Raw genomic sequence first — 22,459 nt, 5'->3', positions numbered from 1 at the left:
TGACCATTCCCATGAACACTTTGCCAACCCCCGTTTCCCCCTTCCTGGCCCTGGCGCACGCCCTGGCCGATGCGGCCCGCGTCCACTCGCTGCGGTACTTCCGCACCCCGCTGGATGTGCTGACCAAATCGGACGAGAGCCCGGTCACCATTGCCGACCGCGAGGCCGAGGCTGCGATGCGCGCGGTGCTGCGGGCGCAGGCGCCCACGCACGGCATCCTGGGCGAGGAGCATGGCCGCGAGCGGCTGGACGCCGAGTACGTGTGGGTGATCGACCCCATCGACGGCACCAAAAGCTTCATCACCGGATCGCCGCTGTGGGGCACGCTCGTTGCACTGCTGCACCAGGGGCTGCCCGTGCTGGGGCTCATGGATTTGCCGGTGCTGGGTGAGCGCTGGACGGGGCTGGCAGGCCAGCTGACGCAGTGCAATGGCCAGCCCGTGCGGGCCAGCGGGTGCGAGCAACTGGCGCAGGCCCGCATCTACACCACGTCGCCGGACGCCTTTGGTGCGGCCGACTGGCAGCGTTTTGACGCGCTGAGCCGCCAGTGCGCGCTGCGCCGGTTTGGCGGCGACTGCTATGCCTATGCCCAGCTGGCGGGGGGGCATGTGGACCTGGTGGTGGAGGCAGGGCTGCAGCCCTACGACTACCTCTCGCTGGTCTGCCTGGTGGAGGGCGCGGGCGGGCGCATTACCGACTGGCAGGGCCGCGCGCTCACGGTGGCATCGGATGGTCGGGTGGTGGCGGCTGCCACGCCCCAGTTGCATGCCCAGGCGCTGGCCCAACTGGCCGAAACCGCCATCGCCTAGTCGAATGCGGTGGCGCCTACACTGGGCGCACCATGTTCCGCTGGCTCCTCGTCATTCTCCTGGCCCTGATGTTCATCAGCTGGCTGTCGCCGCTGCTGCGCCGCATGGGCTTCGGGCGGTTGCCCGGGGACTTCCGGTTTCGCTGGCTGGGGCGCGATTGGGATGTGCCACTGGCGTCCACGCTGCTGCTGAGCTTTGTGGTCAGCCTGATCACCAAGCTGTTGTAGGGCCGCCATCACCGCGGCCGCTGCGCCTGCTAGCCCGCCGTCTGCAGCGCGTCCAGAAACGCCTTGCGCCACCAGTGCACGTCGTGCTCGCGGATGCGCGCCATCAGCTTCTGGTGGCGCGCCTGCCGTTCAGCCAGCGGCATCTGCAGCGCCTGCTGGATGCTGTCGGCCATGCCCTGGGGGTCGTAGGGGTTCACCAGCAGCGCCTCTTTCAACTGTTCTGCTGCACCTGCAAACCGTGACAGCACCAGCACGCCGGGGTTGTCCGGGTCTTGCGCCACCACGTATTCCTTGGCCACCAGGTTCATGCCATCGCGCAGTGGCGTGACCAGGCCCACGGCAGCGGCGCGGCACAGGCCCGGCACACGTTTGCGCGCCACCATGCGGTGGATGTAGCGCACGGGCATCCAGTCCAGTTCGCCGTAGTCGCCATTGACCGAGCCGCACAGGCCCTCCAGTTCCTGGCGCAGGTCGGCATAGGCGTGCACGTCGTCGCGGCTGGGCGAGGCGATCATGATCATCGTCGCACTGTCGCGGTTTTCGGGGTAACGATCCAGCAGCTCTCGGAATGCGCGCACGCGGTGTGGGATGCCCTTGGAGTAGTCGAGCCGGTCAATGCCCAGCAGCAGGCGCCTGCGCGAATACTCGTCGCGCATGTTCTCGTAGGTCTCCATCGCGTCGGGGGCGTGTGTGAGGCGGGTGAATTCGTCCACGTCGATGCCGATGGGAAACGACTGCACCACCACGGTAGCCCCAAAGGCGCGCACGCGCTTTTCGTCCACCGCTTCGGCGCTGCCCTCGTTGCGCACATAGCGCGTGAAATGCGACACATCGGCCTCGCTCTGCAGGCCCACCAGGTCGTAGGCGAACAAAGAGCGCATCAGCCACTCGTGCTGCGGAATGGCCGCCATGATGAGCGGCGGCGGCATGGGAATGTGCAGAAAGAACCCGATGCGCTGCTTGCAGCCCATGGCACGCAGCTCGGCGGCGAGGGGAATGAGGTGGTAGTCGTGCACCCAGATCACATCGTCGTTGCGCAGCAGGGGCAGCAGCTTGCGCGCAAACATCTGGTTCACACGCCGGTAGCCGGTGATGTAGCGGGCGTTGAAGTCGGCCAGGTCCAGCCGGTAATGGAACACCGGCCACAGCACGCTGTTGCTGTAGCCGTGGTAGTAGCTGTCATGGTCTTCGCGGCACAGGTCCACGGTGGCCAGGGTGACGGCGCCGGCCTGGCGGGTGTGCAGTTCGCTCTCGCCGGGTGTGCCGTCTTCGACCACGGTGCCGCTCCAGCCAAACCAGAGTCCTCCGGTCTGGTTCAGGGCTTCGCCCAGGGCCACAGCAAGGCCACCGGCGGCGGGCTTGCGCGGATCGGCAAGGCGGTTGGAGATGACGACAAGACGGCTCATGGGGGCAATCATCCGTGCTGACCGCCCCCGGCCGGTGTCGGACAGCGCCTCAAATCACGCTGTCCCAGGGCGCTGACAGGCGCACGGCGGCGTTGATCACACCCACCATCGAATAGGTCTGCGGGAAGTTGCCCCACATCTCGCGGGTTTCGGGGTGGGTGTCCTCCGACAGCAGGCCCAGCGGGTTGCGTGCGGCCAGCATGGTCTCAAAGATGGCCCGTGCCTCGGCCTTGCGGCCAATGCGCGCCAGCGCGTCGATGCGCCAGAAGGTGCAGATGTTGAAGGCCGTTTCGGGCTTGCCAAAGTCGTCGGCCGCCTCGTAGCGGCGCATGTAGGGCCCATCGCACAGACTCTTTTCCATGGCCTCCACGGTGCTCACAAAGCGTGGGTCCTTGGGGTCGATCAGGCCCACCTCGGCCATCAGCAGCACGCTGGCATCCAGCTCATGCCCGCCAAAACTCTCGGCAAACGCCTGGCGTTCTTCGCACCACGACTTGTCGAGGATCTCCGCGCGCATGCGGTCGGCATGTTGCTGCCAGTGGCTGGCACGGTCGGCCAGCTGCAGCGTGGCGGCGATCTTGGCCAGCCGGTCGCAGGCGGCCCAGCTCATCAGTGCGGACGAGGTGTGCACCCGGGCGCGCGTGCGCAGCTCCCACATGCCGGCATCGGGCTGACCGTACACACGCACTGCGTTGTCGCCCACCTGTTCCAGCCGCTTGAATTCGGCCAGGCCCGCGCGGTGCAGCAGGCGGTGGTCATGAAAGGCCTGGGCCGCGCCCAGCACGATGTTGCCGTACACGTCGTGCTGAAAATGCTCGGCTGCCTGGTTGCCCACGCGCACCGGGCCCATGCCCCGGTAGCCCGCCAGCTGGGGCACAAAACTTTCGGGCAGGTCTTTCTCCAGTCCGATGCCATACAGCGGCTGGATGTGGCCGTCGCCGCCTTCGACCACCACATTGCTCAGCCAGCGCAGGTAGTCCTCCATGGTGCCCACCTCGGAGATGCTGTTGAGCGCGCGCACCACAAAAAAAGCATCGCGCAGCCAGCAGTAGCGGTAGTCCCAGTTGCGGCCGCTGTGGGCCGACTCAGGGATGCTGGTGGTCATGGCGGCCACAATGGCACCGGTTTCTTCGTACAGCGACAGCTTGAGCGTGATGGCCGCACGGATCACCGCGTCCTGCCATTCCAGTGGAATGGCCAGGGCGCGGCTCCAGCTGCGCCAGTAGGCCGTGGTCTCCTGTTCAAAGCGGCGGGCGGTATCGGCAATACCGTCCACCAGCGTCTCGTCGGCGCCCAGCAGAAAGTTGTGTTCGCGCGTGAGCACAAACGCCTGGCCCGACAGCACATGCGACACCGGTGCATCGGTGGACAGGCGCAGCGTCATGCTCTCGCCCACATAGCGGATGTGGTTGCTGCCGCGCGTGATCTCGGGGGTGGTCTGGCCCCAGTCGTAGCGCACCTTGAGCGCCACACGGATGCGCGGCGACCCCTGGATGGGGCGCACCCGGCGTACCAGCGTCATGGGCCGGAAGTAACGTGACCGGCTGTAAAAGCGCGGCGCAAAGTCGGTGATCTCGATGCCGTGGCCCGCCTTGTCGAACAACTGCGTGCGCAGGATGGCGGTGTTCGGTTCGTACCACTGGTGGGCCGATGCCAGGTCTTCCAGCTCGATCGCAAAGTGGCTGCCCTCATCCCCGGGCTGCAGCAGGGCGTTGAACACCGGGTCGCCATCAAAGCGCGGCAGGCAGCACCACACCATGCGGGCGTGGTCGTCGATCAGTGCGCTGATGGCGCAGTTGCCGATCATCCCGAGGTTGAGCGAGCCCGTCTGGGGGGCTGTGGCGGCTGTGTTCATCGTTCGCGCTCCAGCGTTGTGCGTGCAGACGACAGCCAGCCCCGCAGTGCGGCCGATGTCATGCAGCGGTGTTGTGCCATGGTGGGCCCTTCGCCCACCTTGATGCCCCAGCCGCCGAGCGTCTGCACAGCGGCAAAGCCGGCCTCGTCGGTGACGTCATCGCCCACAAAGACCGGCGTGCGGCCCACAAAGGGTGGCTGTGTCATGAAGTCGACGATGGCCTGGCCTTTGTGAACGCCACGGGGTTTCACTTCAAAGACGCATTTGCCACGCAGCAGTTCCACACCTTCCACCTCGCGCATGGCCCGCACCAGCGTGTCGTGGCACAGGGATTCGAGGTGGGGCGCCTGGCGGTAGTGCAGGGCCACGCTCACACGCTTGGTCTCCACCAGCAGGCCGGGGTGTCGTGCTGCAAGGTCTTGGGCGGCCTGTAACACGGGCTCCAGGGCGGGTGGCTCGGTGGCGGGAACGGAAGTCTCGCCCAGACGGTATTGGGCCCCATGTTCGCTCGCCAGCGGCAGGTGCAGCGGTGCCAGAAATCCGTCGATGTCGGCCTCGGGCCTGCCAGTCACGATGGCCAGCGCGCCACCCAGCTGGGTATGCAGCGATGACAGCGTCGGAATCAGCCCCGACGCGATGCGCACCGCCTCGGGGCGCGGTGCCAGCTCGGTGAGCGTGCCATCGAAGTCGAGAAAAAGCGCATGGGCAGTTGTCAGTGTGGGGAGCAGCTGCATGCACGAAACCATAGCAGACGCTGCAATGCAGATATGGCGACCAGGGGGATTCTGGGCTGGTAAACGCGCGCAAGGTTTGCGACCTCTTGAAACGGAGAGCCAGTGCCGCAATGTGTTCAGAGATCCCAACGCCCCCGCCACGCCATGACCGAAGCCCTGCACATCGTCTGCCCCCATTGCCACACCACCAACCGCGTGCAGAGCGCCGACCTGGGCAGCGCGCCCGACTGTGGCCAATGCCATCAGCCCCTGTTTGCTGGGGCGCCGCTGGAGCTGGATGCCACCAGCTTTGACAAGCATGTGGTGCGCAGCCACATCCCGGTGCTGGTGGATTTTTGGGCCCCGTGGTGCGGTCCCTGCCGCCAGATGGCGCCCGCCTTTGCGCAGGCTGCCCGTGAGCTGGAACCCCGCGTGCGCCTGGCCAAGCTCAACACCGAAGACCAGCAGGCCATTGCGGCGCGCTACGCCATCCGCAGCATTCCGACCATGATCCTGTTCCAGCAGGGGCGTGAGGTGGCGCGCATCTCGGGCGCGCTGGGGGCGGCAGACATCGTGCGCTGGGTGCGTACGGCCGGTGGTTGAAGAGACTGTTGCTTCAACGGATCAACGGACTCCGAACGCGCGGTCCAGCGACACGTTGCCGGCGCCGCGCCCCACCAGGTACAGCATCAGCCCCGCCCATGACAGGTGGGTGGGCCAGGCGTCCGGGTAGACAAACAGTTGAATTGTCAGCGTCATGCCCAGCAGCGCCAGGGCCGACAGGCGTGTGAAGAGGCCGAGCACCAGCAGCACCGGAAACAGGTGCTCCGCCACGGTGGCCATCTGCGCCGCCAGCTCGGGCGGCAGCAAGGGCAGCTTGTATTCGTCGCGGAACAGCGCATACGCGCTGTCGGAGATGGTGAACCAGCCCTCGACCTTGGTGCGGGCCGACAGCCAGAAGATGCCTGCAATGGCCACGCGGTTGACCAGTGCCAGCAGGCTGTGGGGCGTGAGCCATGTGGCCGCATCGGCCAGGCGCGCCCACAGCATGCGCGGGCCTGTGGCTGGGGGCGTGGGGAAGTGGGTGGCCGGGGTGTTGGGGATGTGCATGGTGGGCTCCTCAGCCGGTGTGGGTGGTGTGTGGGTTGGTGATCGTCAAGGCGCCCGCGTCAAGCAGGCTGGTCATCAGGGTGGCAAAGTCGGTCGCCGGCTCGGCCACCAGGGCGCGGGTGGCGGCAGTCTCCAGTGGCAGGCCTTGGGCGCACGCGTCCAGAAACGCCACGCCGGCGCGGGACAGGGGCCGCCATATCACGTCCGCATGGGGCCGGGTGAGCAGTGCTCCGTCGCCGTGCCAGTCCAAGGCCTCGGGCAGGGCCAGGCCTTCGCGGTGGTGGTGCCACAGCGCATAGGCGGGAAAGTCTTCACACCAGGCCCAGCGTGCGGCGGGGTGCGGCTGCAGTGACGCGTGGGGCACGGTGCCAGGGGCCTGCTGTGCCAGCCAGTGGCGGTCCACGGCGGTGGCGTCTGCCGCCAGATGGCATGCGGTCCAGCAGCGGTCAAGGCTTGCCACGGCGCTCAGGTAGGGCAGTTCGGCCGCCGGTGCAAAACCGGCCAGAAAGTTGTCAAACCCGGCGCCATAGTCCACCAGCAAGCCGTCACGCGGCGGCTGCGCGCGGGCAAACACCGCCGCAGCGGCGCGGAACCAGTCTTCGCCCACCAGCTGGCACACCGTGGGGTAATTGGCCTGCAGCGCATCGATGCAGCCCTTTAGCACGGTGTTGCGGTACACGGCAAAACCGGGCTGAGCTTCCAATGCGGACAGCCATGGTGCATCTGCAGCATGGCCGAGCAGAGCGGCAGAGAAGCCGTCCTGAAAGGTGCTCAGCTGCATGCAACCTCCCGGGGCTGTGTATGGGTGAGCGCGCGGTGGGCACGCTCCCGCTCGGCCAGCAGTTCATTGAAGGTAGGCAACTGGTCGTCGCGTTCGATCAGGGTGGGCACGGGGCCGGTGCGCGCCATCACTCGCTCGTACAGCGCCCACACCGCTGGCGCGATGGGCGCATCGTGGCTATCGATCAGCAGAGCATTGCCATGCACCGGGTCGGCATGGTGGCCTGCCAGGTGGATCTCTGCCACGGCGTGCAGGGGGAAAGCTTCGAGGTAGGCTTGCGCGCTAAATCCCAGGTTGTTGGCGCTGATGTACACGTTGTTCACGTCCAGCAGCAGTGTGCAACCAGTGCGCAGCACCAGCTCGGCCAGAAAATCGGTTTCCGCCCAGTCGTGGCCGTCGATGTGCAGGTAATGCGTGGGGTTCTCGATGGCGATGGGGCGCTGCAGCACATCCTGCGTGCGGGCGATGTTGCCGGCGATGCGGTGCAGTGCCGCGTGCGTGCGTGGAAACGGCAGCAGGTCGGGCAAATACTGCCCGCGCCAGGTGGACCAGGCCAGGTGCTCCGAAATGATGGCGGGCTCCACGCGCCTTGCGAGGGCGGCCAGGCGCGCCAGGTAGGCCTCATCGGGCGGCGCATCGGCCGCGAGCGACAGTGACACGCCATGCAGTGCCACCGGATGGCGCGAGCGGATGGCTTCGAGCCAAGCCAGGCGCGGGCCGCCGTCGGCCAGGTAGTTCTCGGGGTGCACCTCCCACCACAGGCCGGGGGCAGTGCACCGCAGCGCCTCGTCGTAGTGCTGGGGCTTGAGACCCAGGCCGGCGGTGAGAGGGGATGCCATGGTCAGCTCTTCATGGGCGTCAGCATGCCCATGCCTTTGGGCGTCTTGATGGTGGTGCAGGTGCCTGCGGGTACAAACTTCCAGGCGTTGCCCTGGTAGTCCATCTTGGACGTGCCCGCGCAGGTGGTGCCGGGACCTGCAGCGCAGTCGTTCTTGCCAGCCATCGAGACGCCGTAGCACTTCTCCATGGCAGGCTTGGCGCCGTCCATGGGGGCGGCGTTGGTTTGGGCCATTGCGGCGCCAGAGGTCAGGGCAACAAGTGCGAGGGCGCCGAGGCTGAGGGTGCGAGTGGTCATGGTACGGTTCTCCGAGGGTTGGATAAAGGTTGAATCCGACCGGGTGGCGGCACTGAGGTCGCATTGAGTGGCCCGATCTGCGTTGTAATTCGGGCTGTGCAGCAGGCGGGTTACAGCACTGCTCAAAAAATCGTGGCGGCGTTGCGCAAATATTTTTTGTGTTGCCTGTAACCCATTGGCCCCGGCATACGAATTCCTTGCAGGGAGACACCATGGAGATAGTGGAAGAGCGCCTGCGCGGCTTGCTGATGCAGGGGCTGGATGCCGATGCAGCCGCTTACCAGCGTTTTTTGAAGGAGCTGAGCGCCCACCTGCGCGCCTTCCTGCGCCGCCGCCTGGCGCAGCGGCCCGATGAGGTGGAAGACCTGGTGCAGGAGACGCTGCTGGCCGTGCACAACCAGCGCCACACCTACCGGCCCGAGATGCCGGTGACCGCCTGGGCGCATGCGATTGCGCGCTACAAGCTCATCGACTGGCTGCGCTCGCATGCCGTGAAGGAGGGCCGCAACGACCCGCTGGACGATGCCGACGAGTTGTTTGCCACCAGCGACAGCGAGGCTGCCGAAGCCCGTCGAGACCTGGGGCAACTGTTGCGCACGCTGCCAGACAAGCAGCGGCTGCCCATTGAGTATGTGAAGCTGGAAGGGTTGTCGGTGGTCGAGACGGCGCGCCTCACGGGGTTGTCGGAGTCGGCCGTCAAAGTCGGCGTGCACCGGGGGCTCAAGGCCCTGGCCGCCAAGATCAGGGGAATGTCATGAAAACCGATGAATTGATCCACCTGCTGGCCACCGATGACCGGCCGGTGCAGCCCGTCGCTATTGAACGACGGTTTGCTGTCGCCAGCGCTGTGGGCATTGCCGGTGCCGGGGGGCTGATGCTGGCCCTGTTCGGTCTGCGCCCTGACCTGCTGGCGACCATGGCGTTGCCCATGTTCTGGGGCAAGCTGGTGTTTGCGGCCGCCCTGGCAGCCGCTGGCCTGGCGCTGCTGCGCCGCATGGCCCGCCCGGGCATGCCGCTGGGCCTCGCAGCCCTGTGGCTGGCGGTGCCGCCGCTGGTGCTGTGGGCCATGGCCCTGGGGGCTCTGTGGCAGGTGCCTGCGGCGGAGCGTGTGCCGCTGATTCTGGGCAGCACCTGGCGGACTTGTCCCTTCAATATCGCCTTGCTGTCGGTTCCTGCGTTCGTTGGGGGCTTCTGGGCGCTCAAGGGCGCTGCGCCCACGCGGCTGGCGTGGGCAGGAGCGGGCGCTGGCTTGCTGGCAGGCGCGCTGGGGGCGCTGGTGTATGCCCTGCATTGCCCCGAGATGGCCACCCCGTTTTTGGCGGTGTGGTATCTGGCGGGCATGGCCATCCCGACTGCTCTGGGGGCTGTGCTGGGGCCGCGTCTGCTGCGCTGGTAGCGCTGGTGGGGGAATGGAGCTTCAGGCGCTGACACGCTTGTTGTAGGCGCGGAACACTGTGTCCAGCGTCCAGCCCAGCGATTCGTAGAGCTTTTGCGCCGTGGTGTTGGTATGGGCCGTGGTCAGGTCCATGCGCACCTTGCCATGGGCGCGGGCCGTCGCTTCTGCCGCCAGCAGCAAGCTGCGCCCGGCCCCTGTCTTGCGCGCTGCGGGCGCCACGAACAGGTCGTACAGCGTGTAGATGGGCGCTGCCTCCACCGAGCAGAACGTGGGGTAGAGCTGGCAAAAGCCCACCGCTGCCTGTGCCCCATCCATCGCAAGCAAGATCACGGACTCTTCGCGCTCCAACCGCTCTGCAATGAAGGCCCGCGCTCCGGCCAGGTCTGGTGCCTGTTCGTAGAACTGCCGGTAGGCATCCAACAGCGGCGCGATGGTGTCGGCGTCTGCCGGGGTGGCGGGGCGGATGTGCACAGAGGTCATAGCGGCGTCGTGATCGCAAAATAGCCAAGAGGCGCACCCTTCCCAGGGTGCGAGCGGACGCGGATTGTAGGGAGGGTTGGACCGATCTTGGCGACGCAGCGCACGCGGTCAGGTGGTAGCGCCGTGCGCCTGGGTGTGCAGCCACTGCGCCACCGCCTCGACCCGTGCCTGGTGGATCAGCGCACCCACCTGCGGGCCGCTCTGGCCCTTGGCGGCGGCCTGGGCCGCAATCTCGCGCGTGACGACCGATTGGACGGCGGCCAGCACGGCCAGCAGGCGGGGGCGCTGTGGATACGCGGACTCTTCAAACCCCAGCCGCCCGCGCGCATCGCACTCGCAGGCCAACAGCACCTCGGCAAACCGCTCGGGCTTGCGGATGGCGTCGCAGCGCTCCAGCAGGCGCACCAGGGCAGCGGCAGACAGGTCGGCGCTGCGGTGGATGTGCCCGTGTTCGCGCGCCACCACTTCGGCGGTCTCGCGGCAGTCCACGGGCACGCGCAGGCGCTCGGCCACGTCTTTCAGCAGCTCGGCACTGCGCTCCTCATGCCCGATGTGGCGCGGCAGTACATCGGCGGCCGTGGTGCCCTTACCCAGGTCGTGCGCCAGGCAGGCAAAGCGCACGGTGAGTGGCGCCTGCAGCCGCGCAGCCATGTCCAGCACCATCATCAGGTGCTCGCCGGTGTCCACCTCGGGGTGGTACTCGGCCCGCTGGGGCACGCCCCACAGGCGCTCCACCTCGGGCAGCAGCACGGCCAGCGCGCCACACTCGCGCAGCACCTCGAACATGCGCGAGGGTTGTGCTTCCATCAGCCCGCGCGCCAGCTCTTGCCACACGCGCTCTGCCACCAGGTGGTCCACGTCGCCATGCGCGACCATCTCGCGCATCAGCTGCATCGTCTCGGGCGCCACCGTGAAGTCGGTGAAGCGCGCAGCAAACCGCGCCACGCGCAGGATGCGTACCGGGTCTTCGCGGAAGGCGTCGGTCACATGGCGCAGCACACGCGCACGGAGGTCTTTTTCGCCGTGGTAGGGATCAAAAAGGCGGGTGGCGCCGGATTCATCTGTGTTGGATGCTATTGAATTGATAGTGAGATCGCGGCGCGAGAGGTCTTCCTCCAGTGTCACATCGGGCGAGCTCTGCACCACAAAGCCCCGGTAGCCGCGCCCGCTCTTGCGCTCGGTGCGGGCCAGCGCGTATTCCTCCCGTGTTTCGGGGTGCAAAAAGACGGGGAAGTCGCGCCCCACGGGCAGGTAGCCTTGCGCCAGCATCTGCTCCGGCGTCGCGCCCACCACCACCCAGTCGTGGTCATTCACCGGTCGGCCCAGCAGCTTGTCGCGGACGGCGCCGCCCACCATGTAGATTTGCATCGGCGTAGTTTAGGACGAGGGTCGTATAGTCCCGCCACCATGTCCCTATCGTCCGACCTCACCATTGCCCAGCTCAACCCCGACGGCAGCGTGCCCGTGCCCCAGGCGCCCGACGCCGCTGCCAACGCGGCCGCCGAGGCCCTGCAGCGCGAGGCGGAGTTCGAGGCCCTGAAGGCCCAGGTGGAGGCGCTGCAGGAGATCCTGGCCAAGCCGCTCAACGACATCCTGGCTGAACACGACAAGTTCAAGGAGGTGGCGGCCGCATGGGATTCATTCGGCGCGATGTGGATGCTGTCGCAGCGCGCCATGCGCCGCGTGGCGATGGACCTTGCATCCACCCAGGGCGTGAGCGAGGAAGAGGTGGTGGCCCGCGCCATGGCCTACGCGAACCAGGTGCTCAACACCGAGGACGAAGACCTGGGCGGCACCATCGCCCCCGCCCAGTTGGCGCACATCGCGCGGCACAAGGCGTTCTTGCGCAAGCAGTTCCGGTAACGGGGCTGCACGGCCCCGCCGGTTCATCGGAACACGGGGCGGAAAAAACTCCGCTCATAACTCACGATGCACCCCGTGTCTTCGGCATAGCGGAAGGCCGCCTGGCAGTCCGCATCCTGCATCGACGCCTCGCGGTAGCGCTCGTAGGCTGCGAGGCTCTCGAACGTGAACAGCGCCAGCGCGATGTTGTTGGCGCCCTCGCTGGGCATGAAGTAGCCGTGGTGTTGGCCGCCGAATTTCTCGACCAGCGGAATCCACAGCTTTCCGTAGTGCTCAAACTCTTTCAGCTTGCTGGTGTTGAGCACATAGCGCAGGTAGATGGTGACGGCCATGGTGGTGCTCAGCCTTCGGTATGGCGCAGGCGGTAGGGCTCTTCGAAGTCCAGGAAGTCCTTCTCGGCCAGAGCTTCGTCGATCCATGCCTGCACGCCGGGCAGGGCGCGCACGCGATCCACATAGGCCTGGATGGTCTCAGGCACGGGCAGAGCGTAGGTATACAGGCGCATGCAGACGGGCGCAAAGTAGGCGTCGGCCACGGTGAATTCGCCAAACAGCAGCGGACCGCCGTGCTCATGCAGCAGCGCACTCCACATCTCCACCAGGCGCTGCACGTCGGCGCGCACGCCGGCCTGGTCGCGCCAGATCAGGGCGCCGGTGTCGGCAAGGTTTGCTTCGATGTTCATGGGGCAGTGGCTGCGCAGGGCGGTGAAACCGCTGTGCATCTCGGCGCAGACGCTGCGGGCGCGTGCGCGGGCCTTGGCGTCGGTGGGCCAGAGCTTTTTGTCGGAGTGGGTTTCGGCCACGTACTCCGCAATCGCCAGGGTGTCCCACACCACCATGTCGCCGTCCACCAGCACGGGCACTTTGGCCGTGGGGCTCACGGCCCCGATGGTGCGCTTGAATTCCGACTGCGCGTCAAAGCTGTCAAAGCGCACGCGCACTTCTTCAAAGACGATGCCCGCCTGCTTGAGCAGCACCCAGGGGCGCATGGACCAGGACGAGTAGTTCTTGTTGCCGATGTAGAGCTTGAGCATGTTGGGCACCTGAGATGAAGAGGTCAGCCCGCCATGCTAGCGGCTGCCGGGCGCGTCAGCGATGCCAAAAACTGGCCTGAATGATGCGCTGCCGGCATCACAGGCCATCGTGCAGGTCTGCCTGGCCGGGGATCAGATGGGCCAGACCACGCCGTTGTCGTTCAGGATGGCGTCGAGTGGCAGGTCGAACTCCTCGGGCTCAAAGTCGTCCAGGTAGCCATGGGTGAAGCCCAGGCCCACGGTGAACGGCTTGGGCTGCAGCGTCGCCAGCGTGCGGTCGTAAAAGCCGCCGCCATAGCCCAGCCGGTAGCCACCCGGTGCGTAGCCCACGCAGGGCACAAACAGCAGCGTGGGCACGATGACCTCGGTGTCCTTGGGCTTGGGGATGCCATAGGCGTCTTCTTCCATGGGGCAGCCGGGGTACCAGGCGTGGAAGGTGAGGGTCTTGTGCTGCTTGTTGACCACCGGCAGGCCGATGCGGCGGCGCAGGGGTTCGTCCAGCAGTTCGCCATCTTCCTTCCAGCGGTGCAGGGCGGGCAGGGGGTCGAACTCGCCCTTGATGGGCCAGTAGGCGCCGATCACCGTATCCGGCCGATTCACCAGCCAGATGCGCATCACCTGCTGTAACAGGTCGGCCCGCTGTAGGCGGTCGGGCAGGTTGAGGCGTTCTTCTATCAATGTGCGCCGAAGGGCTGCTTTGTCCATCAGATAATTCCCCCATGCAATTTCTCAGAGCGATTCTGACACCCCTTGTGGCCGCCACCCTGCTGGCCGCCACCGCGCCCCTTGTCATGGCGCAAAACCGTGGTGACGATACCCTGCTGGAGATGCAGCAGGCGTTCCGCAAGGGCGACCGCAACAAGCTCGCGCAGCTGCTGCCAGCGGCACGCGGCCATGCGCTCGAGCCCTGGGCCGCCTACTGGGAGCTGCGCGTGCGTCTGGGCGAGGCCTCGTCACAGGAGATTCAGGCCTTCATGCAGCGCTACGCCGGCACCTACCAGGAAGACCGCCTGCGCAACGACTGGCTGCTGCTGCTGGGCCAGCGGCGCGACTGGGGCCAGTTTGCCGACCAACACCCCAGCTACCGCATGTCGGACGACCGCGAAGTGCGCTGCTACGCGCTGCTGATCGACCAGATCAAGGGCACGGCACCGGCCACCGTGGCCGAGGACGTGCGCAGCAACTGGTATGCGATCCGCGACGCCGACGATGGCTGCACCCACGCCGCGCGCGAGCTGTATGGCTACAAGAAGCTCTCGGCCCTGGACGTGTGGCGCAAGGCCCGCCTGGGCGTGGAGGCCAACCGCCCCCGCGTGGTGCGCTCGGCGGTCGAGATCGTTTCGCCCGAATCGCTGCCGCAGCTCAAGGATGTGCTCGATGCGCCCAGCAAATACCTGCTCTCGCGCGCCACGGCGGCCGGCAAGGCCCGGCAAGAGTTGGTGCTGCTCGCCCTGTTGAAGCTGGCCACCAGCGACCCGGACGGCGCGGCCTACCAGCTGGAGAACAAATGGGGCGTGCACCTCTCGGCCGAAGAGCGCAACTGGGCCTGGGGCGTGATCGGCAAGACCGCTGCGCAGAAACTGGCGAGCAACGCCCACGGCTACTTCGCCAATGTGACCAAGGACAGCGACCTCAACGACGACCTGCTGGGCTGGAAGGTGCGTGCCGCCTTGCGCGCCGGCCAGTGGAAGGCCGTGGGCAAGGCGGTGGATGCCATGGGCCCTGAAGGCCGTCAGGACAGCACCTGGGTGTACTGGAAGGCACGCTCGCTGCTGGCGGGCCGCGTGAGCGATGCCGAACGCGCCGAAGCCCGGCAACTGCTCGAAGGCATTGCCGGAACGCGCGGCTTCTATGAGCAGCTGGCGCTCGAAGAGCTGGGCCAGCGCATCACCACACCCCCCGCTCCCGCGCCCCTCACCGCCGAAGAAAAGGCTGCCGCCCGCGCCAACCCGGGGCTCAACCGCGCCCTGTACGCCATCCTGCTGGGTCTTCGCAGCGAAGGCGTGCGCGAGTGGAACTACACCACCAACCTGCACCAGAGCGGCGGCATGCCCGACCGCGAACTGCTGGCCGCCGCCGACTTCGCCTGCCAGCGCGAGGTGTGGGACCGCTGCATCAACACCAGCGAACGCACCAAGGGCGTGGTGGACGTCACGCAGCGCTTTCCCATGCCGTTTCGCAGCACCGTGGTGGAGCGTGCCCAAGGCATCGGCATCGACCCGGCCTATGTGTACGGCCTCATCCGCCAGGAAAGCCGTTTTGTGATGGATGCCCGCTCGCATGTCGGGGCCTCGGGCCTCATGCAAGTGATGCCCGCCACGGCCCGTTGGACGGCCAAGAAGATTGGCCTCACCAACTTCACGCCCGACCAGATCACCGACCGCGACACCAACATCACCATCGGCACGGCCTACCTCAAGCTGGCGCTGGACGACTTCGCGGGCTCCATGCCCATGGCCGCGGCCGCCTACAACGCGGGCCCTGGCCGCCCGCGCAGCTGGCGCAACGGCCCGGTGCTGGACGCCGCCATCTGGGCCGAGAACGTGCCCTTTGCCGAGACGCGCGACTACGTGAAGAAGGTGCTTTCCAACACCACCAACTACGCAGCCATCCTCACCGGCCTGCCTCAGTCGCTCAAGAGCCGCCTGGGCACCATTGGCCCCCGCGACGCGAACCTGCCCGAGGTGAACAAGGACTTGCCCTGAGGCTCTTTCGCTCACCGAGCTGACAGGCAGTGAGGGGTAGTAGGTTTGCTATAAATAGAGGAGCTGAAGGCGCATGTTCAACTGGCGCTTCAGTGGGTTTTAATTAAAAGAGAGAGGGTGTGATGGGCAAACTGGCATGGATGGCCTGTGTGGCCGCAGTGTGGGCGTGGGGCGCGGGTGCTCAGGCGCAACCCGTGTACAAGTGGGTGGATGCCGATGGCAAGACCCACTATGGCTCGCAGCCCCCGCCCGCCAAACAGGACGCCGAGCCGCTGAAGCTGCAAAGCAACAACGGCTCCAGTGGCGGCAGCACCTCATCCGGCAACAAGGGCGCCAGCGCCAAGGCGGGCCAGCAGTACAACCCCGATGGCACCAAAAAGGTCTCCAAGGACGTGGAGGAGTTTGGCGAAGGGCTCAAGAAATCGCTGGGCACCGTGGACAGCCAGCAGGCACCCCTGAACTGCGCCGTGGCCGTGGACAACATCCACTACCAGGCCGACCTGATGCTGGAGGTGGGCCAGAAGAACGTGCGCGATGGCTACATGACGCAGGCAGCGTTTGATTCCGCCGCCCCCAAAATCCGCGAGGCCAAGGGCAAGTACAGCGTGTCGGACTGTCAGGGCGCCTCGGGCAACAAGAAGTCGTTCTACCAGTGCATGTCCAGCAGCAAGAACCACGTGACGGGCTGCGACAAGCAATACAAACACTGACGGCGTTGTGCTGATCCGCCCAGGCGCTTTGCGCCAGCGGCGGGGTCCCTCCGTCAGGGCACGCACCGGCACCCAGTGATGCCGAGGCGCCAGGCCTCACACGTTGTGCAGCACCTCGCCCTGACGCGCCGCGGCGCCTGACCGCACCAGTTCATCTGCCAGGCTCTGCAGCCATTCGGCCTCGGTCTGCGCTGCAAAGTGCCGTGCACGCAGCATGCCGAAATACGGCGTGGCCTGCGCCCAGGCCGTGAGGTCGGCAATCCCGATCTGCTGCCATTCGAGCAGCTTGTACTTGAGTAGCACCTTGGCCGCATAAAGCGCGTGCTTGCCTGGGTTGTGCACAAAGCCGTCCAGGCGGCGGCGGGCGCCGTCGATGGCGCGGGGCGCATCGGCAAACACCGGCCCGTGGCCCGGGATCACGACCTGGGGCGACAGCGTTTCAATCAGGTCCAGCGTGGCCCCCACCTGGGCGAAGGCATCGTCGCCCTCCAGCTCCGGGAACACCACGCCAAAGCCGTTTTCCCACAGCGCATCGGCCGAGATCAGCACGCGGCCCTGGGGTTCGAACAGCACCACCGAGTGCGGGTCGTGCCCCGGCGCGGCATGCACCTGCCAGGGCTTGTCGCCCAGCAGCACGCACGAGCCCGGCACCAGCAGCGTGTCGGCCCGAAAGGGTGGGCACTCCTGCCCTGTGGGGGTGTAGCTCAGCGCGTAGGCATCCCACTGGCGCACATGGTCGGCCTGGCCGGGCGGTATGGCCGTGAGCACGCCGGGCCAGGCCTTTTGCAGCGCGGCATTGCCGCCGCAGTGGTCGCTGTGCAGGTGGGTGTTGAGCAGGCGGTCCAGCCTGCGGCCCGCGAGAGCATCGCGCACCAGCTCCACGGTTTGCTCGGCATGGCTGCAATAGCCGGTGTCCACGATGGCTGTGTCGTGCTGGCCGATGAAGAGGATGTTGTTGGCCGACAGCCAGCCGCGTTCGAGAACGGTGATTTCAGGGGGCAGGAGATCGTGGGGCGCTGTGGTGGGCATGGGTGCAGGAATTCGGGGCTTCGGTGGCGGGCTTTAACGCCGCGCCGTGGGCTGCTGCCCAGCGTACCGCAGGTCGCACCTGCCCGAAGTCCTCCAAAACCCGCAGCCTGGCCGCCCAGGCTGTGTCAGAACGTCACGCCCGCCACCAGGATCACATTGGCATACGGCGTGCATTCGCCGGTGCGCACCATCACGCGGGCCTGCTGGGTCAGGCGCTTGAACTCCTCGTGCGATACGGTGCCAGGGACTACCGGAAGCTGGCACCACGTGGGCAACTGGCCACTGTTGCGCTCCATGGCTTCGGTGGCGATCACGGCTTTCTCGACCTGCATTTCTTCCAGCACCACCCGCAGCACATCGGCCACGGCCGGGATGCCGGGCGTGAGGGCCAGGTCGATGCGGCGCGGGCCGGGCGGAATGGGCAGGCCCACGTCGCCAATCACCAGCATGTCGCCGTGGCCCAGGGTGGCGATGGCGTGGGAGAGTTCGGCGTGCAGCAGGGCGGTGCGTTTCACAGGGGGCTCCAGGCGGGCGGTTGGGGGCTGCGCGCCACGGCGGCGCGGGTGGGGATGGAGGGCTGGGCGCCCGGCTGGGTGACGCACAGCGCCGATGCTCGGATGCCTTCGCGCACGGCGGCATCGAGCGCCTCGCCGCGTGCCAGCGCCACGGCCAGTGCCCCCAGGAAAGTGTCACCAGCGGCCGTGGTGTCCACGGCTTTCACGAGCAGGCCGGGGTGGTAGCGGTTGCCTGCCGCATCGGCGGCCACGGCGCCCGCAGCGCCCAGGGTCACCACCACCTGGGCGGGGCCCTTGGCGCGCAGCGCCTGTGCCGCCTGCGCGGCATCAGTGGGCGTGGCCACGCTCTGGCCCGCCAGCGCGGCAGCTTCCACCTCGTTCACCACCAGCGTGTGCACCAGCGGCCACATCGCATCGGGCAGGGGCTGGATGGGCGAGGGGTTCAGCACCACCGGGCAGCCCGCCGCATGGGCCATCTCGGCGGCGGCCAGTACCTGGGGCAGGGGGGTTTCGAACTGCAGCACCAGGCCGCCTGCGCCGTGCAGCGCAGCGCCCAGCGCGGCAGCGTCCAGCACGAAACGTCCATTGGCGCCGGGCACGACCACGATGCGGTTCTGCCCTGTCGCTTCCACCGTGATGGCGGCCACGCCGGTGGTGGTGTCGGTGTCGGTCTGCACGCCGCTGTGGTCGATGCTGTCGGCTTCGAGCCCGGCGCGCAGCGTGTGGCCGTAGCCGTCGTCGCCCACGCGGCCGAACAAGGCCACCCGGGCGCCCTGGCGCGCACAGGCCACGGCCTGGTTACCGCCCTTGCCGCCGGGCAACAGGTGCAGGGCGTCGGCCAGCACGGTTTCGCCGGGGCCGGGCGCATGTTGCACCTGCAGCACCAGGTCCATATTCAGGCTGCCGACGACGGCGATGCGGGGCGTGTGGGTCGGGCTCATGCCGCACCTCCGGGCGCATGGGCCGTGGAGGCGCGCACGCGCAGCTCGGGCTGCAGCATCACTTTGCGCGCGTCTTGGCGCTTGCCGTCGATGCGCTCCAGCAGCATGTCCACGGCCAGTGCGCCGATGCGCTGCTTGGGCTGGGCCACGGTGGTGAGGGGCGGGCTGGTAAAGGCAGTGAGTTCGATGTCGTCAAAGCCGACGATGGACAGTGCCTCGGGCACGCGCAGGTCGCGTTCGTGCGCGGCGCACAGCGCGCCCATGGCCATGAGGTCGTTACACACGAAGACGGCAGTGGGCGCCTCGGGCGCGCGCAGCACCGCGTGCATGGCTTCGTAGCCGCCTTGGCTGGTGAAGTTGCCATGCCAGAGCAGGCCCTCACCCGCGCCGCAGCCCGCATCGGCCAGCGCCGTGCGCCAGCCGGCAATGCGCTGCTCGCTGGGGGCAATGCCGTCGGGGCCGCCAATGCAGGCAATGCGGCGGTGGCCCAGCGACAGCAGGTGGCGCGTGGCCAGCAGGCCGCCCTGCATGTGGGCAGTTTCCACCAGGTCGCAGGGTTGTTGTTCGGCGATGTCGATTTCGCGGTCCACCAGCACGGTGGGGATGGACAGGCCCGCCAGCTGCGTGGCCAGCGTGGCGTCGTGCCCGGTAGAGACCACGATCAGCCCGTCAATGCGCCGCTCGGCCAGCACCTGCAGGTAGGTGCCCTGGCGGTGCGCCTCGTCGTTGGTGTTGCACAGGATGACGTTGTAGCCCGCGCCAAAGCAGCGGTCTTCCACGCTGTGCACGATCTCGGCAAAGTAGGGGTTGGAGCTGTTGGGGATCAGCATGCCCAGCGTGCGCGTGTTGTTGCTCTTGAGGCTGCGCGCGATGGCGCTGGGCACATAGCCCAGGGCGCGGATGGCGGCCTCCACGCGCTCGCGCCCCTCGGGGCTCACGCGGCGCGTGCCGTTGACAACGTGCGACACCGTGGTGACCGACACCTCAGCGTGGCGCGCAACGTCCTTGATAGTAGCCATGCAGGAAGAAGAAAAATCGGTGTGTTGAAACAGGTTCAGCGGGCGGCGCGGCGCTGGCGCAGCGTGTCCACAATGACGGCCGCCACGATCACAAAACCCGTGATGATGCGCTTGCTGGGCTCGCTGGCGCCCACCTGGGCCAGGCCTGCCTCCAGCACCGCGATGATGAGCACGCCAAACGCGGTGTTCACCACCGAGCCGCGCCCGCCCATCAGGCTGGTGCCGCCAATCACCACCGCCGCAATCACCTGCAGCTCCATGCCGGTTCCGGCGTTGGGGTCGGCGGCTTCCAACCGTGCCGACTGCATCAGGCCCGCCAGGCCCGCCAGCAGGCCGGTCATGGCAAACACGATGACGCGGATGGGGCGCGGGTCCACACCGGCCAGGCGCATGGCTTCTTCATTGGTGCCAATGCCCACCACGCAGCGGCCAAACACCGTGCGCGACAGCACCAGCTGTGCCACGACCACCAGCACCACGGCCAGCAAGAACGCGAACGAGATGCCGCCAAAAAACGGTGCCGACAGCCACGAGATCGCATCGCCCACGTACTGCGTGCGCGAGTCGGTCACCACATAGGCGCTGCCGCGCACGGCTTCGAGCATGCCCAGCGACACGATGAACGAGGGCAGCCGCCATGCGACCGAAATGGTGCCCGTGATGGTGCCGCACACCAGCCCCGTGGCAAGGGCCAGCGCAGCGGCGGCGGGCACCGTCCAGCCCCACTGCAGGATGGCAGCGGCCGAGGTGGCGGCGGCCAGCGCCATCACCGAGCCTACCGACAAATCGATGCCCGCAATGATGAGCACAAAGGTCATGCCCACCGCCATCACGGCCAGGGCCGGGATTTCGTTGGCGATGGTGATGAAGGTCTCGGCGCTCCAGAAATATTCGGACAGCGACGAGAACAGTGCCACCATGCCCGCCAAAACGGCCAGCAGGCCCAGGTAGGTGCCCAGCTGGCTGCGCCAGACCGAAGCGGAGGAAGGCGCCGCAGCGGGCGCGGCAGATGGGGTGGGGGCGTTCATGCGGTCACAGGAGAAGAAGTTGAAGGGGTGGTGCTGGTGCGCCCGCCGGGCTCGGAGAACGCGGCCGCCAGCAGCGATTGCTCGGACCACTCGCCGCGCTCGAACACGGCCACCAGGCGGCCCGCGCTCATCACGCCGATGCGGTCGGCCATGGCCATGAGTTCGCGCAGGTCGGACGACACCATGAGCAGCGCGCGGCCTTCCAGGGCCATGCGATCCAGCTCGCCATACAGCTCGGCGCGTGCGCCCACGTCCACGCCGCGCGTGGGTTCATCCAGCAGCAGCACGCGGCCTTCGCGGTGCAGCCAGCGGGCAAACACCACCTTTTGCTGGTTGCCGCCCGACAGCTGCCCCACGGGCTGCTCGGGGCTGCGGCAGCGGATGCCCAGCGTACGCACAAAGCCCTGCACCAGGCGGCTTTCGAGCCCGCGCTGCAGCCAGCCGCCGCGCGACACGGCCGACAGGTCGGACAGCGTGGCGTTGATGCGGATGGGCTGCGTGAGCAGCAGGCCCTGGGATTTGCGGTCTTCGGTGACCAGGCCCACACCGGCGGCGATGGCCTGCAGCGGCGACGCGAAACCCCGCTGCCAGGTGCGGGGGGCGGTGGGTGCTAGTGTGGGTGAATTTGCTATGTTTTGTGTAGCTGCTGGCGCATGATTCACTAGCGCTTGCGGTTGTTTTTGCTCAAAAGATGGGTGCAGCGTCACGCTGCCGCGGTCTGCCCGGTCCGCGCCGAACAGCAGGCGGACCAGCTCGGTGCGGCCCGATCCAACCAGCCCGGCAATGCCGAAGATCTCGCCCGCGCGCAGCTCCAGGCTCACGTCCTGCACTGCGGTGCCCCGGCCCAGGTTTTCAGCGCTCATCACCACCGGGCCGACGGGGCGGCGCGGGCGGTGGTCCAGGTCGCTGACCACGCGGCCCACCATGCGCTGCACCAGGTCGTCTTCGTTCATGCCCGCCATGGGGCGAACGTCCACCAGGCGGCCGTCGCGCAGCACGGCCACGCGGTCGGCAATGCGGCGCAGTTCTTCGAGCCGGTGCGACACGTAGATGATGGCTACGCCGCGCGCGGTGAGGTGCGCGATCTGCTCGAACAGGTAATTGGTCTCGCGCGGCGTGAGCATGGCCGTGGGCTCGTCGAGCACCAGGATGCGTGTATCGTCCTGCAGGTTGCGCGCAATCTCCACCATCTGCTGCTGGCCGATCCCCAGCTGCGAGACCGGGGTGGCGGGGTCGATGGTGTCGAGCCCGATCTTGGCCAGCTGCGCACGGGCGGCGGCGTGCAGCACATCGCGCTGCAGCCAGCCCAGCCGGTGCGGCAGGCGGCCCATCAACAAGTTCTCGGCCACGGTGAGCGTGGGCACCAGGCCCAGCTCCTGCATCACCATGCGCACGCCGTGGCGCTCGGCATCGCGGCGCGACGTGGGGGCGTAGGCCTGCCCCGCCAGCTGCATGCCGCCGCGCGTGGGCTGCTCCAGCCCGCAGAGGATCTTGGACAGCGTGCTCTTGCCCGCGCCGTTCTCCCCAGTCAGCGCCAGCACCTCGCCCGCAAACAGCTCCACGTTCACGCCGTCGAGCACGGTGGCGGTGTAGTCCTTGCCCACGGCCTGGATGGCGAGCAGGGGCGGGGACTGAGGAGCGGGCGAGCGACTGGGCATGGGGCTTGAAGTGGGCGGCTGCAGGGCGGTGTTTATCTGTTGAGCG

Annotated in this window: 26 protein-coding genes; 8 read left to right on the top strand and 18 right to left on the bottom strand. The window is 67.4% G+C overall.

From position 1 onward, the window contains the following. Window positions 1-11 precede the first annotated feature (11 nt). Both hisN and IB236_RS11705 read left to right on the top strand, forming a co-directional pair. Window positions 12-809, top strand: a complete 798-nt coding sequence (gene hisN / locus IB236_RS11710; RefSeq protein WP_192420879.1) for a histidinol-phosphatase — start codon at window positions 12-14, stop codon at window positions 807-809. 32 nt (window positions 810-841) lie between these two features. Further along, window positions 842-1,036 (top strand): DUF2905 domain-containing protein, encoded by a 195-nt coding sequence (locus IB236_RS11705; RefSeq protein ID WP_056745516.1) that lies wholly within the window; start codon window positions 842-844, stop codon window positions 1,034-1,036. A 29-nt stretch (window positions 1,037-1,065) separates the two neighbouring features. Here IB236_RS11705 and otsA read toward each other — a convergent pair whose 3' ends face one another. The 3 genes from otsA to otsB are packed head-to-tail and all read right to left on the bottom strand — an operon-like array spanning window position 1,066 to window position 5,031. After that, complete coding sequence (gene otsA / locus IB236_RS11700) at window positions 1,066-2,442, bottom strand: alpha,alpha-trehalose-phosphate synthase (UDP-forming) (protein WP_192420877.1); 1,377 nt, start codon at window positions 2,440-2,442, stop codon at window positions 1,066-1,068. A 49-nt stretch (window positions 2,443-2,491) separates the two neighbouring features. Next, window positions 2,492-4,297, bottom strand: a complete 1,806-nt coding sequence (locus IB236_RS11695) for a glycoside hydrolase family 15 protein (protein WP_192420875.1) — start codon at window positions 4,295-4,297, stop codon at window positions 2,492-2,494. Then, entirely contained in the window at window positions 4,294-5,031 is a 738-nt protein-coding gene (gene otsB / locus IB236_RS11690; RefSeq protein ID WP_056059553.1) for a trehalose-phosphatase, read from the bottom strand. The genes IB236_RS11695 and otsB overlap by 4 nt, the downstream gene beginning before the upstream one ends. Window positions 5,032-5,175: 144 nt before the next feature. Here otsB and trxC point away from each other — a divergent pair, with 144 nt between their 5' ends. Further along, entirely contained in the window at window positions 5,176-5,613 is a 438-nt protein-coding gene (trxC, locus tag IB236_RS11685) for a thioredoxin TrxC (RefSeq protein WP_099731342.1), read from the top strand. A 21-nt stretch (window positions 5,614-5,634) separates the two neighbouring features. Here the strand turns inward: trxC and IB236_RS11680 are convergent, their stop codons facing one another. The 4 genes from IB236_RS11680 to IB236_RS11665 all read right to left on the bottom strand — a co-directional run bounded on the left by IB236_RS11680 (window position 5,635) and on the right by IB236_RS11665 (window position 8,036). After that, the gene (locus tag IB236_RS11680) at window positions 5,635-6,060 is read right to left on the bottom strand and encodes a DoxX family protein (protein WP_225581125.1); all 426 of its coding nucleotides are present in this window, start codon (window positions 6,058-6,060) and stop codon (window positions 5,635-5,637) included. A 70-nt stretch (window positions 6,061-6,130) separates the two neighbouring features. After that, on the bottom strand, window positions 6,131-6,901 hold the full coding sequence (locus IB236_RS11675) for a DNA-binding domain-containing protein (RefSeq protein ID WP_192420873.1): 771 nt from the start codon (window positions 6,899-6,901) through the stop codon (window positions 6,131-6,133). Continuing rightward, entirely contained in the window at window positions 6,892-7,740 is an 849-nt protein-coding gene (locus IB236_RS11670; RefSeq protein WP_099731339.1) for a DUF692 domain-containing protein, read from the bottom strand. Before IB236_RS11670 ends, IB236_RS11675 begins: the two co-directional genes overlap by 10 nt. Before the next feature lie 2 nt (window positions 7,741-7,742). Further along, window positions 7,743-8,036 carry a DUF2282 domain-containing protein gene (locus tag IB236_RS11665; protein ID WP_056059544.1) on the bottom strand — a complete coding sequence of 98 codons (294 nt, stop codon included), beginning with the start codon at window positions 8,034-8,036 and terminating at the stop codon, window positions 7,743-7,745. Between the two features lie 212 nt (window positions 8,037-8,248). On the opposite strand from IB236_RS11665, the gene IB236_RS11660 reads away from it, so the two are divergent. Next, window positions 8,249-8,794, top strand: a complete 546-nt coding sequence (locus IB236_RS11660) for a sigma-70 family RNA polymerase sigma factor (RefSeq protein ID WP_192420871.1) — start codon at window positions 8,249-8,251, stop codon at window positions 8,792-8,794. Further along, on the top strand, window positions 8,791-9,432 hold the full coding sequence (locus IB236_RS11655; protein ID WP_099731337.1) for a DUF1109 domain-containing protein: 642 nt from the start codon (window positions 8,791-8,793) through the stop codon (window positions 9,430-9,432). Before IB236_RS11660 ends, IB236_RS11655 begins: the two co-directional genes overlap by 4 nt. Window positions 9,433-9,453: 21 nt before the next feature. Here IB236_RS11655 and IB236_RS11650 read toward each other — a convergent pair whose 3' ends face one another. Both IB236_RS11650 and IB236_RS11645 read right to left on the bottom strand, forming a co-directional pair. Beyond that, a complete protein-coding gene (locus IB236_RS11650; RefSeq protein ID WP_121941887.1) occupies window positions 9,454-9,912 on the bottom strand; it encodes a GNAT family N-acetyltransferase in 459 nt (152 codons plus the stop codon). 108 nt (window positions 9,913-10,020) lie between these two features. Further along, entirely contained in the window at window positions 10,021-11,280 is a 1,260-nt protein-coding gene (locus IB236_RS11645; RefSeq protein ID WP_192420869.1) for a multifunctional CCA addition/repair protein, read from the bottom strand. A 39-nt stretch (window positions 11,281-11,319) separates the two neighbouring features. Here IB236_RS11645 and IB236_RS11640 point away from each other — a divergent pair, with 39 nt between their 5' ends. Next, window positions 11,320-11,775: a hypothetical protein gene (locus IB236_RS11640; RefSeq protein WP_192420867.1), complete on the top strand. Its 456-nt coding sequence runs from the start codon at window positions 11,320-11,322 to the stop codon at window positions 11,773-11,775. A 23-nt stretch (window positions 11,776-11,798) separates the two neighbouring features. On the opposite strand, the gene IB236_RS11635 is transcribed toward IB236_RS11640, so the two are convergent. The 3 genes from IB236_RS11635 to IB236_RS11625 form a co-directional block, all read right to left on the bottom strand. Next, window positions 11,799-12,107, bottom strand: a complete 309-nt coding sequence (locus tag IB236_RS11635) for an NIPSNAP family protein (RefSeq protein WP_192420865.1) — start codon at window positions 12,105-12,107, stop codon at window positions 11,799-11,801. Window positions 12,108-12,115: 8 nt separating this feature from the next. Then, window positions 12,116-12,808: a glutathione S-transferase family protein gene (locus IB236_RS11630; RefSeq protein WP_192420863.1), complete on the bottom strand. Its 693-nt coding sequence runs from the start codon at window positions 12,806-12,808 to the stop codon at window positions 12,116-12,118. Window positions 12,809-12,940: 132 nt separating this feature from the next. Beyond that, window positions 12,941-13,513 carry a 5-formyltetrahydrofolate cyclo-ligase gene (locus tag IB236_RS11625; protein ID WP_056059531.1) on the bottom strand — a complete coding sequence of 191 codons (573 nt, stop codon included), beginning with the start codon at window positions 13,511-13,513 and terminating at the stop codon, window positions 12,941-12,943. Between the two features lie 14 nt (window positions 13,514-13,527). Between IB236_RS11625 and IB236_RS11620 the strand changes: the two genes are divergently transcribed. Together IB236_RS11620 and IB236_RS11615 are read left to right on the top strand one after the other, a co-directional pair. Further along, window positions 13,528-15,513 (top strand): lytic transglycosylase domain-containing protein, encoded by a 1,986-nt coding sequence (locus tag IB236_RS11620; protein WP_056059529.1) that lies wholly within the window; start codon window positions 13,528-13,530, stop codon window positions 15,511-15,513. Window positions 15,514-15,635: 122 nt separating this feature from the next. Beyond that, window positions 15,636-16,223: a DUF4124 domain-containing protein gene (locus tag IB236_RS11615; RefSeq protein WP_192420861.1), complete on the top strand. Its 588-nt coding sequence runs from the start codon at window positions 15,636-15,638 to the stop codon at window positions 16,221-16,223. Window positions 16,224-16,319: 96 nt separating this feature from the next. On the opposite strand, the gene IB236_RS11610 is transcribed toward IB236_RS11615, so the two are convergent. From IB236_RS11610 to IB236_RS11585, 6 genes are all read right to left on the bottom strand, one after another. Then, window positions 16,320-17,252, bottom strand: coding sequence for an MBL fold metallo-hydrolase (locus tag IB236_RS11610; protein ID WP_056059526.1), 933 nt, complete (start codon window positions 17,250-17,252; stop codon window positions 16,320-16,322). Window positions 17,253-17,377: 125 nt separating this feature from the next. Further along, complete coding sequence (rbsD, locus tag IB236_RS11605; RefSeq protein ID WP_192420859.1) at window positions 17,378-17,767, bottom strand: D-ribose pyranase; 390 nt, start codon at window positions 17,765-17,767, stop codon at window positions 17,378-17,380. Then, window positions 17,764-18,708: a ribokinase gene (rbsK, locus tag IB236_RS11600; protein ID WP_192420850.1), complete on the bottom strand. Its 945-nt coding sequence runs from the start codon at window positions 18,706-18,708 to the stop codon at window positions 17,764-17,766. Before rbsK ends, rbsD begins: the two co-directional genes overlap by 4 nt. Further along, window positions 18,705-19,727 carry a LacI family DNA-binding transcriptional regulator gene (locus IB236_RS11595; RefSeq protein WP_192420848.1) on the bottom strand — a complete coding sequence of 341 codons (1,023 nt, stop codon included), beginning with the start codon at window positions 19,725-19,727 and terminating at the stop codon, window positions 18,705-18,707. Before IB236_RS11595 ends, rbsK begins: the two co-directional genes overlap by 4 nt. Before the next feature lie 35 nt (window positions 19,728-19,762). Then, on the bottom strand, window positions 19,763-20,755 hold the full coding sequence (locus IB236_RS11590) for an ABC transporter permease (protein ID WP_192420846.1): 993 nt from the start codon (window positions 20,753-20,755) through the stop codon (window positions 19,763-19,765). Next, the gene (locus IB236_RS11585) at window positions 20,752-22,413 is read right to left on the bottom strand and encodes a sugar ABC transporter ATP-binding protein (protein WP_192420844.1); all 1,662 of its coding nucleotides are present in this window, start codon (window positions 22,411-22,413) and stop codon (window positions 20,752-20,754) included. Before IB236_RS11585 ends, IB236_RS11590 begins: the two co-directional genes overlap by 4 nt. Window positions 22,414-22,459 lie beyond the last annotated feature (46 nt).

Origin of the sequence: Acidovorax sp. ACV02, assembly GCF_014851475.1 — a bacterium.
GTDB lineage: Bacteria > Pseudomonadota > Gammaproteobacteria > Burkholderiales > Burkholderiaceae_C > Acidovorax > Acidovorax delafieldii.
Note: the sequence above shows the minus strand (reverse complement) of the source record. Positions and strands in the feature narration are given on the sequence as shown.

Excerpts from the sequence above, each read along its gene's own strand:
- IB236_RS11675 (WP_192420873.1), bottom strand. The coding sequence starts at position 6,901 with ATGCAGCTGAGCACCTTTCAGGACGGCTTCTCTGCCGCTCTGCTCGGC.
- IB236_RS11650 (WP_121941887.1), bottom strand. The coding sequence starts at position 9,912 with ATGACCTCTGTGCACATCCGCCCCGCCACCCCGGCAGACGCCGACACC.
- IB236_RS11585 (WP_192420844.1), bottom strand. The coding sequence starts at position 22,413 with ATGCCCAGTCGCTCGCCCGCTCCTCAGTCCCCGCCCCTGCTCGCCATC.
- IB236_RS11705 (WP_056745516.1), top strand. The coding sequence starts at position 842 with ATGTTCCGCTGGCTCCTCGTCATTCTCCTGGCCCTGATGTTCATCAGC.
- IB236_RS11635 (WP_192420865.1), bottom strand. The coding sequence starts at position 12,107 with ATGGCCGTCACCATCTACCTGCGCTATGTGCTCAACACCAGCAAGCTG.
- IB236_RS11630 (WP_192420863.1), bottom strand. The coding sequence starts at position 12,808 with ATGCTCAAGCTCTACATCGGCAACAAGAACTACTCGTCCTGGTCCATG.
- IB236_RS11665 (WP_056059544.1), bottom strand. The coding sequence starts at position 8,036 with ATGACCACTCGCACCCTCAGCCTCGGCGCCCTCGCACTTGTTGCCCTG.
- IB236_RS11670 (WP_099731339.1), bottom strand. The coding sequence starts at position 7,740 with ATGGCATCCCCTCTCACCGCCGGCCTGGGTCTCAAGCCCCAGCACTAC.
- IB236_RS11695 (WP_192420875.1), bottom strand. The coding sequence starts at position 4,297 with ATGAACACAGCCGCCACAGCCCCCCAGACGGGCTCGCTCAACCTCGGG.
- IB236_RS11620 (WP_056059529.1), top strand. The coding sequence starts at position 13,528 with ATGCAATTTCTCAGAGCGATTCTGACACCCCTTGTGGCCGCCACCCTG.
- hisN (WP_192420879.1), top strand. The coding sequence starts at position 12 with ATGAACACTTTGCCAACCCCCGTTTCCCCCTTCCTGGCCCTGGCGCAC.
- IB236_RS11590 (WP_192420846.1), bottom strand. The coding sequence starts at position 20,755 with ATGAACGCCCCCACCCCATCTGCCGCGCCCGCTGCGGCGCCTTCCTCC.
- IB236_RS11615 (WP_192420861.1), top strand. The coding sequence starts at position 15,636 with ATGGGCAAACTGGCATGGATGGCCTGTGTGGCCGCAGTGTGGGCGTGG.
- IB236_RS11645 (WP_192420869.1), bottom strand. The coding sequence starts at position 11,280 with ATGCAAATCTACATGGTGGGCGGCGCCGTCCGCGACAAGCTGCTGGGC.
- IB236_RS11640 (WP_192420867.1), top strand. The coding sequence starts at position 11,320 with ATGTCCCTATCGTCCGACCTCACCATTGCCCAGCTCAACCCCGACGGC.
- otsA (WP_192420877.1), bottom strand. The coding sequence starts at position 2,442 with ATGAGCCGTCTTGTCGTCATCTCCAACCGCCTTGCCGATCCGCGCAAG.
- IB236_RS11660 (WP_192420871.1), top strand. The coding sequence starts at position 8,249 with ATGGAGATAGTGGAAGAGCGCCTGCGCGGCTTGCTGATGCAGGGGCTG.
- IB236_RS11625 (WP_056059531.1), bottom strand. The coding sequence starts at position 13,513 with ATGGACAAAGCAGCCCTTCGGCGCACATTGATAGAAGAACGCCTCAAC.
- IB236_RS11610 (WP_056059526.1), bottom strand. The coding sequence starts at position 17,252 with ATGCCCACCACAGCGCCCCACGATCTCCTGCCCCCTGAAATCACCGTT.
- rbsK (WP_192420850.1), bottom strand. The coding sequence starts at position 18,708 with ATGAGCCCGACCCACACGCCCCGCATCGCCGTCGTCGGCAGCCTGAAT.
- IB236_RS11680 (WP_225581125.1), bottom strand. The coding sequence starts at position 6,060 with ATGCTGTGGGCGCGCCTGGCCGATGCGGCCACATGGCTCACGCCCCAC.
- trxC (WP_099731342.1), top strand. The coding sequence starts at position 5,176 with ATGACCGAAGCCCTGCACATCGTCTGCCCCCATTGCCACACCACCAAC.
- otsB (WP_056059553.1), bottom strand. The coding sequence starts at position 5,031 with ATGCAGCTGCTCCCCACACTGACAACTGCCCATGCGCTTTTTCTCGAC.
- IB236_RS11655 (WP_099731337.1), top strand. The coding sequence starts at position 8,791 with ATGAAAACCGATGAATTGATCCACCTGCTGGCCACCGATGACCGGCCG.
- IB236_RS11595 (WP_192420848.1), bottom strand. The coding sequence starts at position 19,727 with ATGGCTACTATCAAGGACGTTGCGCGCCACGCTGAGGTGTCGGTCACC.